Source organism: Fredinandcohnia onubensis (genome assembly GCF_002734215.1).
Taxonomy (GTDB): domain Bacteria; phylum Bacillota; class Bacilli; order Bacillales; family Bacillaceae_L; genus Ferdinandcohnia; species Ferdinandcohnia onubensis.
Genome location: NZ_NSEB01000002.1, coordinates 196,009 through 207,529, shown reverse-complemented (window position 1 = coordinate 207,529; position 11,521 = coordinate 196,009). Strand labels below are relative to the sequence as shown.

General features: G+C 41.1%; 14 protein-coding genes and 1 riboswitch. Of the genes, 7 read left to right on the top strand and 7 right to left on the bottom strand.

The window, feature by feature from the left end:
* Window positions 1-21: 21 nt before the first annotated feature.
* From CKK03_RS01425 to CKK03_RS01415, 3 genes are all read right to left on the bottom strand, one after another.
* Complete coding sequence (locus CKK03_RS01425) at window positions 22-1,098, bottom strand: sugar ABC transporter substrate-binding protein (protein WP_099360852.1); 1,077 nt, start codon at window positions 1,096-1,098, stop codon at window positions 22-24.
* A 159-nt stretch (window positions 1,099-1,257) separates the two neighbouring features.
* Window positions 1,258-1,413, bottom strand: a riboswitch (SAM riboswitch).
* 210 nt (window positions 1,414-1,623) lie between these two features.
* Window positions 1,624-2,451 carry an octanoyl-[GcvH]:protein N-octanoyltransferase gene (lipL, locus tag CKK03_RS01420; protein ID WP_099360851.1) on the bottom strand — a complete coding sequence of 276 codons (828 nt, stop codon included), beginning with the start codon at window positions 2,449-2,451 and terminating at the stop codon, window positions 1,624-1,626.
* Between the two features lie 300 nt (window positions 2,452-2,751).
* Window positions 2,752-3,291: a CarD family transcriptional regulator gene (locus CKK03_RS01415; protein ID WP_099360850.1), complete on the bottom strand. Its 540-nt coding sequence runs from the start codon at window positions 3,289-3,291 to the stop codon at window positions 2,752-2,754.
* Window positions 3,292-3,472: 181 nt separating this feature from the next.
* Here CKK03_RS01415 and CKK03_RS01410 point away from each other — a divergent pair, with 181 nt between their 5' ends.
* Window positions 3,473-3,901 (top strand): MarR family winged helix-turn-helix transcriptional regulator, encoded by a 429-nt coding sequence (locus CKK03_RS01410; protein ID WP_099360849.1) that lies wholly within the window; start codon window positions 3,473-3,475, stop codon window positions 3,899-3,901.
* Window positions 3,902-4,081: 180 nt separating this feature from the next.
* On the opposite strand, the gene pta is transcribed toward CKK03_RS01410, so the two are convergent.
* Window positions 4,082-5,053, bottom strand: coding sequence for a phosphate acetyltransferase (gene pta / locus CKK03_RS01405; protein WP_099360848.1), 972 nt, complete (start codon window positions 5,051-5,053; stop codon window positions 4,082-4,084).
* A gap of 296 nt (window positions 5,054-5,349) precedes the next feature.
* Between pta and hemQ the strand changes: the two genes are divergently transcribed.
* The 3 genes from hemQ to gerQ all read left to right on the top strand — a co-directional run bounded on the left by hemQ (window position 5,350) and on the right by gerQ (window position 7,416).
* Window positions 5,350-6,102 carry a hydrogen peroxide-dependent heme synthase gene (hemQ, locus tag CKK03_RS01400; protein WP_099360847.1) on the top strand — a complete coding sequence of 251 codons (753 nt, stop codon included), beginning with the start codon at window positions 5,350-5,352 and terminating at the stop codon, window positions 6,100-6,102.
* A gap of 346 nt (window positions 6,103-6,448) precedes the next feature.
* The gene (locus CKK03_RS01395) at window positions 6,449-6,871 is read left to right on the top strand and encodes a cell wall hydrolase (protein ID WP_099360846.1); all 423 of its coding nucleotides are present in this window, start codon (window positions 6,449-6,451) and stop codon (window positions 6,869-6,871) included.
* A 77-nt stretch (window positions 6,872-6,948) separates the two neighbouring features.
* On the top strand, window positions 6,949-7,416 hold the full coding sequence (gene gerQ, locus CKK03_RS01390) for a spore coat protein GerQ (protein WP_099360936.1): 468 nt from the start codon (window positions 6,949-6,951) through the stop codon (window positions 7,414-7,416).
* 59 nt (window positions 7,417-7,475) lie between these two features.
* On the opposite strand, the gene CKK03_RS01385 is transcribed toward gerQ, so the two are convergent.
* On the bottom strand, window positions 7,476-7,847 hold the full coding sequence (locus CKK03_RS01385) for a DUF423 domain-containing protein (protein WP_099354649.1): 372 nt from the start codon (window positions 7,845-7,847) through the stop codon (window positions 7,476-7,478).
* Window positions 7,848-7,943: 96 nt separating this feature from the next.
* Between CKK03_RS01385 and pxpB the strand changes: the two genes are divergently transcribed.
* From pxpB to CKK03_RS01370, 3 genes are read left to right on the top strand one after another with little or no spacing between them, the layout of a single operon-like run.
* Window positions 7,944-8,666 (top strand): 5-oxoprolinase subunit PxpB, encoded by a 723-nt coding sequence (gene pxpB / locus CKK03_RS01380; RefSeq protein ID WP_099360845.1) that lies wholly within the window; start codon window positions 7,944-7,946, stop codon window positions 8,664-8,666.
* A complete protein-coding gene (locus CKK03_RS01375; protein WP_099360844.1) occupies window positions 8,653-9,411 on the top strand; it encodes a 5-oxoprolinase subunit PxpA in 759 nt (252 codons plus the stop codon). Before pxpB ends, CKK03_RS01375 begins: the two co-directional genes overlap by 14 nt.
* A complete protein-coding gene (locus tag CKK03_RS01370; RefSeq protein WP_245863944.1) occupies window positions 9,380-10,342 on the top strand; it encodes a 5-oxoprolinase subunit C family protein in 963 nt (320 codons plus the stop codon). Before CKK03_RS01375 ends, CKK03_RS01370 begins: the two co-directional genes overlap by 32 nt.
* A 165-nt stretch (window positions 10,343-10,507) precedes the next feature.
* Here the strand turns inward: CKK03_RS01370 and CKK03_RS01365 are convergent, their stop codons facing one another.
* On the bottom strand, window positions 10,508-10,798 hold the full coding sequence (locus CKK03_RS01365; RefSeq protein WP_099360842.1) for a YwdI family protein: 291 nt from the start codon (window positions 10,796-10,798) through the stop codon (window positions 10,508-10,510).
* Window positions 10,799-11,216: 418 nt separating this feature from the next.
* A complete protein-coding gene (gene hbs / locus CKK03_RS01355; RefSeq protein WP_010677267.1) occupies window positions 11,217-11,495 on the bottom strand; it encodes a non-specific DNA-binding protein Hbs in 279 nt (92 codons plus the stop codon).
* Window positions 11,496-11,521: the final 26 nt, after the last annotated feature.

The window sequence follows — 11,521 nt, the reverse complement described above, 5'->3', positions numbered from 1 at the left end:
GACCTCAGGAGGCCCTCTTTTTTACTCTCCAGCTTCAAGCTTTTTCAACTCATCTGTGTAACCTTGCTCGCTTTTACCCCAGCCCTCAATGTATTGGTCAAGCTCTGCAGTTGTAATTTTTTCTTCAGGCAGTGCATCCTTTGTTACAAAAACGGGCTCTAGTTTTACTCGTTCTGGTGTTTCATCACCATTTAGTTTTTGGTAGGCAAAACGAACTTGAATACGTCCGATATCTTTTGGATCAACCGCTGCAGATGCAACCCATGGGCTGTTTTCTGCCTGAATCATTTGTAAATCTTCATCACTCATGTCAATTCCATACACTTTAATATCTGTACGGCCTGCTTGTTCAATTGCACGAACAGCACCTTTTGCAAATTCATCCCACGCTGCCCACACTGCTGTAATTTGGCCTTCTTCTGGATATTGCTTTAATAGAGCTTCCATCTGTGCTTGTGTATCAAGTGCAGTGTTAGCAGTTGCTGCACCAAATGTTGCGATTTCCTTTATGCCAGTATTGTTGTCAAGAAACTCTTGATAGGCGATTTGGCGTCTTTCCATTGGAGCAAAGCCAGCCACCCAAATTTTCACGATATTTGCTTCACCGCCAGCATCTTCCGCTAATTTCTCTAGTGTCATTTGCGCCATTTGCTGGTCGCCTTGTTCAAGAACAGTAACTCCATCAACTTCTACTTCCGCATCAAACACTACAACTGGAATACCTTTTTCAACTGCTTTTTGTATAGAGCTTTGTAGGGCTTCTTTTGTCCCATGGTCAACTAAAATGGCATCAAAGCCTTGGTTTACCGCTGCATCGACGTTTGACGCCATTTTTGCTAGGTCTCCCTCAGATGTAAAAACAGTTGTTTCACCCGCGAATTTTTTCACTTGCTCTTCAACGCCTTCAATATATTGAGCAGAAAAAGTTCCTAAGTTTTGTTGCATAATTAAAGCGATTTTTTTGTTTGCTAATGGATGATCAGAGTTTTTTACTTCTGTACTATCTGTTTTCGTCGTTTCCTCTGCTACTTTTGGTTGGCAACCAACCAATACTGCGATAATTAGTAACGCTGTGAATAATAATTTTGTTAATTTCATTGTTTTTCTCCCCTTTTTTGTGTTTGTAATTCTATTTTTAAAATCTACTTTTACGGATTAAAAGCCATCACTCTCCTGTTTTAATGAGGCCATTTTTAACAAAAATAAAAGCCTCTTTCTCATCAGAAAGAGGCTTGAAGCATACAAAAGTCTTCGCACCTCTTATCTACCAGAAAGAAAAATCCTTCTGTTGGAATTAGCACCGTGCCTTACGGGTTATACCCGGCGAAAAAAAATCGCCCCATCTCACAATGGTATTACGGTCGGTTGCTGGGCGTCATAGGGCCAAATCCCTCCGCCTACTCTTGATAAGAGAAAATACAGCAATCATATTCGATTATCTTACTTGACGAGAATCATATCACGCCCAAAAACAAATTTCAATATTTTTATTATAAAAAATATTTTAATAGTGAAAATGTTTTGTGGCTAAAAAATTATGGTGAAACGCAATTGAACGCGCACACCTACACTTATCGACAAAAAAGGACCAGGAGAACCGTCCCCCTGGTCCTACCCCTGGTCCTATAATGCTTTTTCGTTCCGATCAAGCACACGCACATAATTTTGCTCAAATAACGGCATTTCTTCCCCCGTTAGTTGTGACGCGAAAATGTGCTCACTTTCTTTTTTTAGTGTTTGAAGCAGCAATAGCATAACAGTTTGTACTGTAAGGTTTGGGTCAACTAACTCCGCCAAGGAAGCCATTGTTTCAGGCTTTACATCTGGGTAAACAAATTTCGTCTCCGCACCTTGCAGGCCTATATCATAAAATCGACGAATGATGTCTGCTCGTTCTGACCCACTTCCAGTCACACCTAAATAAATTTGCACAGCCACTCCATTACGCAAGCGGCGCTGAGATATCCCCGCAAACTTTTTCCCATCTATACTTAAATCATAGCTTCCTGGGCAATACGAACCAACGATTTCTCGTGCAACGATATCGACTTCGTAGCCCTCAAGCATTTTTCGAATGAGTTCAAGCATTGTATCATAGCCGCGGTTGATATCAATCCCTTTTTCAGTCTCAGGAAAAATGAGTGAAATGTTCAACACTCCCTCATCTAATACCACTGCTAGTCCCCCTGAATTCCTGACAATCGCGCGGTAGCCCAATGATTCAAGGAACTTAACCCCTTCATCCAAAAAAGGCAATTTTGTATCCTGAATACCAAGAACGATGGTTTGATGATGAACCCAGGTCCGTGCTGTAGCTGGTGATTCCCCTTTACCCACAAACGCACAAAGAGTGTCATCTATCGCAAACGATTGTAATGCATCAAATTGATAGCCTAGACTAGATTGATCAATAATCCGCCAACTAGGCTGATATAAAAGACTTTCGGTCATATGGCATACTCCTATAATATCAAATGCGCCATGGCGTATTTGCGCCCAGATTTTTTCGAGCTTGCTCGAAAAGTTTCCATTGAAAATCTGTGGCATCCGCCGGAGGCTTTAACTTTATTCAGTCAGAGTTTGAACGCCGACTGAATTGTATACTCTGTTTGCATTCATCCCCACACTTATAGAAGTAGGAGACTACTGAATGAATAAAGTTAAAATACTAGATTAACGATGAGGGCATTAAAAGAAATAAACCCCAAAAAACCAGGCTATGCCTGGTTCCTATACCGTCCTATTTTACCCTTAATTTACGTATTTAGCTACCTCATGTCGTGAGGTTTTATTCATTTTAAAGGCAATCATTTGATTGATTTTTTTCGTTACGGCCTCAACTGTTGTATCTAACGTAATGGCGAATTCTTTAAATAATATTTTTTGAATATAAAGAAGTAGTCGGCGGTCATGTTCCGACAATTTTTTATCGTTCATTTCGAGTTCATGCTTTTTACATAGCAATGTATTAAGTACTCTTGAAATTTCTTGTCTATCTCCAGACGAAGCGATCCCAGAATAAGCCTTTTGACGTTCCGAACTATTATCAATCCACTGAATTCCTGGTAGCTTAAAGGATTCTAAGAGTTCCTCTGATTCACTTTTTTCAATGATTCCTTGCATTAAAATCCGGTCATTATCCACTGGGTTTTGGATTATCAACGAGTTATCTTCAATTGGGTGCATTATATAATAAGTCCGAGTCATACCACCATATGTTTTTTCACATATATCATCTATTTGGCAAATACCCACGTTCGAATAAATCACTAGATCACCTATGTTAAACATGTATCATGCTCCTATCCAATGGATTGTCAACTTAGTTGACTTTATTTAATCATACACCAAAATTAAAAAAATATCAACTTGGTTGACAAAATAAACCCTCAGTCTAATTTCGTCAACTTAGTTGACAGTATCTATTAATTTTTGTATAGTAATGGCGATTATAAAATCGGGAGTGGAATTTATGGACCCTGTACTTCAACATTTAGATTTAATCGACCTCTTAAGTGAGAGACATGGTCAACTTCGAGGGATTGCAGAAAAATTATGGAACGAGACTAGCGACATCGCGATTTCAAATTCAGAATGGTATATCATGTCGCGTATCTATAAAAGACAAACAACGATTGCGAATGTTTCTAAAAATGTCGATATAACGAGGCAAGCTACTCATAAATTTATTAAAAACTTAAAAGCAAAAGGGCTAGTCAACGTAATGGATGGTGAAAACAATAAAAAGGAAAAACGAATCGAATTAACACCCCTTGGTGAAGAATGCTATGAGAAAAATGAGGAACTAAAAGCAACAATTGAAAAGCAAATCCTAGAAAAAATCGGGGAAGAACAAGTAGAGCTGCTTAAAAGAGTATTAAAAATGGATTGGAAAATTTGAAATTTAGTCATTAGAGTGCGTGGCTGACGATTTACTGCCACTGTTTCAGAAATACTGCCGTTAATCTTAATTTACTGCCACTATTTTGAAATTACTGCCACTAATCGTAATTTACTGCCACTAGCAAAAATACACCCACCCATAAAAAATGGCCATGTCCTAAAGACATGGCCATTATTCTTACAACGCTTGAGCTGCTGTGATTAAAGCAAGTTTATAAACATCCTCAGAGTTACATCCGCGTGATAGGTCGTTTACTGGCTGATTTAAGCCCTGTAAAATTGGACCAACCGCTTCAAAGTTTCCTAGTCGCTGTGCGATTTTATACCCAATATTACCCGATTCAAGACTCGGGAAAACAAATACATTCGCGTCACCCTTGATGATGGAATCCGGTGCTTTTTTCTTTGCAACAGATGGAACAAATGCTGCATCAAATTGGAATTCTCCGTCCAATACTAAGGCAGGATTCATTTCCTTTGCAATTTTGACAGCTTCTACTACCTTTTCTGTTTCAGGTGATTTGGCAGAACCTTTTGTTGAAAAGCTCAACAATGCCACTCTTGGTTCAATATCGAACATATCCGCAGTATTAGCACTCTCAATAGCGATCTCCGCTAAGTCCTGGCTATCTGGTGCAATATTAATCGCACAATCGGCAAATACATACTTCTCATCGTCACGAACCATGATAAACACACCAGACGTCTTTTTCACACCTTGCTTGGTTTTAATGATTTGAAGGGCAGGGCGAACCGTGTCTGCAGTCGAATGTGCTGCACCACTTACAAGCCCGTGTGCTTTACCGGTATACACGAGCATAGTTCCGAAGTAGTTTTCATCCTTAAGGATCTTACGAGCGTCCTCCTCGGTTGCTTTGCCCTTACGTCGTTCAACAAATGAAGCGACTAGCTGATCGAACTCGGGGTATGAATTCGCATCGTAGATTTCCACGCCTTCAAGGGAAACACCAAGTTCCTTCGCTTTGCTTTCAACCGCTGCTTTTTCACCAACTACGATTGGTACAAGCACCTTTTCACTTGCCAAACGGCTTACTGCTGTTAAAATACGCTCATCTAATCCTTCTGGAAAAACAATTTTCATGTCCTTCCCAGATACCTTTTCTTTTAATTGAGTAAATAAATCGCTCACCCTTATTCCTCCTAGCACGTTATTAATGCATTTTATGTAAGACGGGCTCATCGATCGCCCTGAAAAACTGCCAACCATTAGAATACGGCTTTTTTCACAAATTGAAAACCAAAAAGCCTTAAAAATCATGTGACAGTATTATGTCACTATCTTCAATTTTCCCAACAACCTGACAAATTACTCACACTCACTTTTGTTCACAAAATCTCCTAAGGTTTAATCACTTTGCTATAGGGGAAACTGTGATATAGTAGTGTTGAATACATAACCATGTGAAAAAATAAGGAGTGATTGTAATGGCTGAAGCAGCACAAACGCTTGATGGCTGGTATTGCCTTCATGATTTTCGTTCAATCGATTGGACGTCTTGGAAAACCCTTTCTAGTGACGAGCGACAAGCAGCAATTCATGAATTTCTTGGTTTAGTAGAAAAGTGGAATAAAACTCAAGCAGAGAACCAAGGAAGCCATGCATTATATACAGTTGTCGGCCAAAAAGCTGATTTCATGATGATGATTCTTCGCCCAACAATGGAAGAATTAAATGAAATCGAAAATGAATTCAATAAAACAAAGCTTGCTGAATACACAATTCCTACATATTCGTATGTTTCTGTTGTTGAATTAAGTAACTATGTAGCAGGCGAAAGCAATGAGGATCCATACCAAAATCCTTACGTACGCGGACGTTTATACCCAACCTTACCGAAGAACAAATATGTTTGCTTCTATCCAATGGATAAGCGCCGTGATGGCAATGACAACTGGTACATGCTTTCAATGGAAGAACGCAAAGAGCTTATGCGCAGCCACGGTATGATTGGCCGCCAATATGCAGGAATCGTAAAACAAATCATCACAGGCTCTGTCGGCTTTGATGATTACGAATGGGGCGTAACCCTATTCTCAGACGATGTGCTTCAATTCAAGAAGCTTGTCTATGAAATGCGCTTTGACGAAGTAAGTGCTCGATACGGCGAATTCGGAGCATTCTTCGTTGGAAACATTTTAACTGAAGAAAAAGTACCACAATTCCTACACATTAATTAAGAAAAGTGACATGCGCCCGCTTATCGGCGACAAGCATAAGACAAGCGCTGACAGAAGGTGCTTTCTACCTTCCGAAGCGCTTGACTTATGACCTCGAGCCGATGGCGCATGAAACTAGACAATAAAAAAAAGAGAGGGGCTTCCTCTCTTTTTTTTATCGATATTCATAATCCTTTTTCCTCGCTCATACAATGCAATGATGAATCCACTAAACAACCCACCAAAAAGTTCTAGTCAAAATCCCAAAAAATAATCAAAAAGTAGGAACCCATCTTTCACCGAAACAATAAGTTAGTAAAGAGGCTTTTTCATTATCCTTGTCTTCTTTTGTAAGTGAGGTGAAAAGATGGCAGTAGTTGCGCACACGGAGCCAGATGTAAAACTGTTAGCAAGGCTGTTACGTGCTGAGGCTGAAGGCGAAGGCAAACAAGGCATGCTATTAGTAGGGAATGTTGGGGTAAATCGCGCAAGATCACGTTGTCTGGATTTCAAAGATATTAACACCATTCGAAAAATGGTCTTTCAAAGTCCTGGCGGCTTTGAAGCTACCCAAAAGGGCTATTTCTACCAGGCCGCTCGACCGACCGAGATTGCACTTGCACGAAGAGTACAAAAAGGAGAAAGATTTCACCCAGCCAGGTTTTCTTTATGGTTTTTTGAACCATCAGGAAACTGTCCGGCACAATGGTATAACCAGTGGAACGTAGGAAGGTTTAAAGTACACTGCTTCTACCAACCAACACAGGAGGATTGTCCAGACGTTTACTAAGGCATTTGCCTTTATTTAAAAAAGAGAAAAACATAACAATCTGAGGAGGGCTTACATTGAGTAAAGATAATCAATCAATGCAAAATCCGTATGCTGCTTACGGGTATAACCCACAAAACATGGGCCAGTATGGAGGTTACATGGATCCAAACCAATTCGCATATGGGGGATATCCATACCAACAGCAACAACAAGGAGGCTTTCAAGCACCACAAACGCCAACTTTCGTTCCAACGGGTGGGGTTGCGCAAAATGTACCGGGTATGCTTCCAATCGAAGAATCGTATATTGAAAACATTCTTCGCTTGAACAAAGGAAAGCTAGCGACTGTCTATATGGGCTTTGATAACACAAACCAACAAAAGGTCTTCAAAGGTGTGATTGAAGCTGCAGGACGTGATCACATCATTTTAAGTGATCCGCAAACAGGCATGCGCTACTTATTATTAATGGTATACTTACAATACATTACATTCGACGAAGAAATTGAGTATGAATATCCATTTGGAGCTAATGCTGGTCTAGTCAATTATCCACCACGCTAAAAAGCAAGGAGTGTCCACGGACACTCCTTTTACATTTGTCCTGCATTGCTCTTTTCTTTTTACATATGTTTTACAGCAGCCACCATTAATAATACCCAGCCTAGTAAAAAGGCAACGCCACCAAGCGGTGTGATGGCACCAAGGATTTTAATTCCAGTCACACTTAAAACGTACAAGCTTCCAGAAAATAAAATGATCCCCACAAGCAAACTCCAACCTGCCGTTGTAATTAAACTAACTTGTGAAAACTTGTCCGCTAAAAAGGCAACAATAAACAATCCGATTGCATGAAACATTTGATATTGAACGGCTGTATTCCAAGTTTTTAAGTATTTTTCGGTGATTTTTCCTTCTAAACCATGGGCACCAAATGCACCAAGCGCAACTGCTAAAAATGCATTAATCGCTCCCAATATTAAGAACAATTTCATTTTCGTTCTCCATCCTTTTTTTGAAATTCGTATTTTTATTCTACCATATTCATTATAAGATAGGAGTAGGACTCAAGACCACAAAGGAGTTTTAACATGAACTACGAGATTATTCCTGTTGGAGACATGGCCTTGCAGATTCTATACAAGAAGCCAGCTTCAGACAGCTTGCAGCGTCAAATCCAGCAAACGACGAAACAAATTGAAAAACTGAATATATTAGAGGTTGTTGAACTCGTTCCAGCCTTTCAATCAATTACAGTTTACTATAATCCGATTCTCACTACCTATAAAAGTCTTTTTGCGCAGGTTGCTGAGATTTGTGAGGCTCATTCCACAGAACAAAGCACCTCTTTAAAAGAGATTATTGTGATTCCAACCTGTTATGATGGCGAGGACATCGAGAGTGTTGCACGCAGGCACGGGCTCTCAATCGAAGATGTGATTTCCATCCATAGTAACGTCGATTATCTCGTGTATATGATTGGCTTTTTACCAGGCTTCCCGTATTTAAAAGGGCTTCCACCTACGCTTAGCACACCACGCCTTGCAAACCCCCGGTTAAGAGTTCCAAAAGGGGCAGTCGGCATCGGCGGTGACCAAACAGGGGTGTATCCACTCGAATCACCAGGAGGGTGGAATCTCATCGGACGAACGCCGGTACCTTTATTTGACCCGGAGAGGCATAATCCGTTTTTGCTAAAAGCAGGGGATTACCTCCGCTTCACCCCCATTTCAGCCGAGGAATATCAGGAAATTGAAAATCTAGTAAAAGAAAACCAATACAAGGTAGAGGTGAAAAAAATTGAAAATGATTGATCTAAATTGTGACTTAGGCGAGAGCTTTGGCACCTATAAAATCGGGAAAGACGAGGAGGTCCTCTCCTTTATTTCCAGTGCAAACGTCGCTTGTGGGTTTCACGCAGGCGACCCGCATGTAATCAACCAAACGGTACAACTGGCAAAAAAATATGGCGTCGCGATCGGTGCCCATCCAGGCTTTCAGGACCTTGTCGGATTCGGCAGGAGAGCCATGGCGGTTTCACCAAAAGACGTCTATGATCTCGTTCTCTATCAAATCGGTGCTCTCTCTGCATTTTGTAAGGCACATGAAGTGAAACTCTCTCACGTAAAACCACATGGTGCTCTTTATAATATGGCTGCAGTTGACACTACCCTTGCCGAGGCAATTGCTGAGGCTGTCCGTATATTTGATCCAACTCTTTCACTCTATGGACTTGCTGGTAGCAGGTTAGTTGCAGCTGGGGAAGAATACGGCTTACATACGGTGTCTGAAGTGTTCGCTGACCGAACCTATCAACCTAACGGAACATTAACACCAAGGACGCAAGAGGGTGCAGTCATTCATGACAGCAATGTTGCAATCAAACAAGTCCTGCAAATGGTGAAAGAACAAACCGTTCAAACGATAACTGGCGAAATCATCCCAATTAAAGCCGACTCCATCTGCGTTCATGGCGATAATGACCATGCCCTCCAATTTGTACAAGAATTACGACAGGCACTAACCAATGAAGGCATTACAATTAAGGCAATTAGGTGATCATATGGGACAACCACTATTAACCGTCCTTAAAAAAGGGCTCTTAACCACATTTCAGGACCAAGGCCGCTATGGCTACCAACAATTTGGAGTCGTCACAAGTGGAGCAATGGATACTTATTCAAGCCAGATTGCCAATATTCTTGTCGGTAATTCTAGAGGAGAGGCCGTACTTGAAATTACCATGCTTGGCCCGACATTACGGGTAGAAGCAGATTCAATTACACTTGCCGTTTGCGGGGCAGACTTAAGCATGACCGTGAACGGAAACAAAGCCCCATTGTGGAAGTCTTTTGTCGTGACAAAAGGGGACATTATTAAGTTTGGCAAACCCGTATCGGGAACTCGCGCATACGTAGCAGTGGCGGGCGGATTCGAAGCTCAAGAAGTCCTCGGGAGTAAATCCTATTACGCAAAGGCAAAGCTTGGAACAGAGATCAATGATGGCGATCTTATTTACGGTTCTGTTCTTACCCTTCGAAAAAATACAGGGCTCTCGCACCACCTTATTCCAACGTTTGATAAAGAGGTAACCGTTCGAGCAATCCTAGGGCCACATCAGGATTATTTTACCGAGAGCGCCATCGAACATTTTTTTAGCGACACCTTTCAGGCACTTCAAGGGGACCGGATGGGGTTTAGATTAAAGGGAACAAAACCCTTGCAGCATAAAGAAAAAGCAGAAATTGCATCTGACGCGATCCCACTTGGTGGCATCCAAGTTCCAAGTAGTGGCGAGCCAATCATTCTCTTAGCAGACAGGCAAACGACAGGGGGCTATCCTCGAATCGCAACGATCATCTCCGTCGATATTTATAAAATCGCCCAACTACCGCCTGGTGGAACGATTCGATTTGAGCGCTGCAGCATTGAAACTGCCCATAAACTCTATAAAAAAAGAGAGAATTTTCTCCAGAACCTCCATGGGTGACGCACCTTTGGGGGTATTTTTTTGCCCGCTACTTAGATATCGGACACAATTTTACAGATATCGGACAATGATTTAATTTTATCGGACACAAACTTCAATATATCGGAAATTTCCAGCCAGATATCGGACAAAACCCAAAATCAGATAAAAAAAGAGACTCTCTGTTTAGAAATCAAACAGGGAATCCCCATTAGCATCGTCTTCTTCTAATTTCTTTGTGTTTTGGATCGTCGTTGTTTGCGGCATCGTCGGAATGGACTGTACAACCTGTCTCACCGGTTGCACAGGCACTGCTTCAACCCGCTTTACCTCAGCTGGAGCTTCGTCCAACACAAGGTCGCATAAGGTTCGAATAGCCATCAAACGCTCTCTTACCTTTTGTTCACTCTCTTCACTCTTTGCCCTCAACAATTCCTGTTGCATTTTATCTAAAATCTTATTCAAAGATATATTCAAAAAAGTTCACTCCTCTATGCCCGAATATCTACGTTGTAGGAAGGTGTTTGCTGTTGCTTTTTATGCTTTTCTTCATACTTCATACAATGAACCCCAGAAGATTTAAAAACCGTTATAGAGGGCATTGCCTGCGTCTTAAAATTGAAGGCGCGACAGCCACGAGGAAATTTAGGTTCCCATGTCGTATAAAAATGCTTGCATTTTAAGCAATTGACTCGTTCTTGCATCCCTTCACTACCTTTTGTATAATCGATACTCCTATTTTCCCATGAGCAATAGGGGTGCGTCAAACTCACATTTTGACAATCTAGCAATTCGTTTAAAGGCTTTTACAACCGGTTGCACACATTTAGTCTAAGCGTATGAAAAAACCCCTCAGATCGTCTCTGAGGGGTATTTACGCAGGGATTATGTAATATTATTTACCAGCAACTGCGTCTTTAAGAGCTTTACCTGGTTTGAAAGCAGGTACTTTGCTAGCTGCGATTTCGATTTCTTCACCAGTTTGTGGGTTACGGCCTTTACGAGCAGCACGCTCACGAACTTCGAAGTTACCGAATCCGATTAATTGTACCTTATCTCCGCTACTTAATGCATTTTGAACTGCTTCAAATACTGCGTCAACAGCTTTTGTTGCATCTTTTTTAGATAGTTCTGCACTTTCAGCAACTGCACTGATTAGTTCTGTTTTGTTCATAATAAAATTCTCCTCTCCAAATAAGC

Coding starts and splice junctions, on each gene's coding strand:
- CKK03_RS01425 (WP_099360852.1), bottom strand. CDS start 1,098: ATGAAATTAACAAAATTATTATTCACAGCGTTACTAATTATCGCAGTA.
- lipL (WP_099360851.1), bottom strand. CDS start 2,451: ATGACCGAAAGTCTTTTATATCAGCCTAGTTGGCGGATTATTGATCAA.
- CKK03_RS01415 (WP_099360850.1), bottom strand. CDS start 3,291: ATGTTTAACATAGGTGATCTAGTGATTTATTCGAACGTGGGTATTTGC.
- CKK03_RS01410 (WP_099360849.1), top strand. CDS start 3,473: ATGGACCCTGTACTTCAACATTTAGATTTAATCGACCTCTTAAGTGAG.
- hemQ (WP_099360847.1), top strand. CDS start 5,350: ATGGCTGAAGCAGCACAAACGCTTGATGGCTGGTATTGCCTTCATGAT.
- CKK03_RS01395 (WP_099360846.1), top strand. CDS start 6,449: ATGGCAGTAGTTGCGCACACGGAGCCAGATGTAAAACTGTTAGCAAGG.
- gerQ (WP_099360936.1), top strand. CDS start 6,949: ATGCAAAATCCGTATGCTGCTTACGGGTATAACCCACAAAACATGGGC.
- CKK03_RS01385 (WP_099354649.1), bottom strand. CDS start 7,847: ATGAAATTGTTCTTAATATTGGGAGCGATTAATGCATTTTTAGCAGTT.
- pxpB (WP_099360845.1), top strand. CDS start 7,944: ATGAACTACGAGATTATTCCTGTTGGAGACATGGCCTTGCAGATTCTA.
- CKK03_RS01370 (WP_245863944.1), top strand. CDS start 9,380: ATGAAGGCATTACAATTAAGGCAATTAGGTGATCATATGGGACAACCA.
- hbs (WP_010677267.1), bottom strand. CDS start 11,495: ATGAACAAAACAGAACTAATCAGTGCAGTTGCTGAAAGTGCAGAACTA.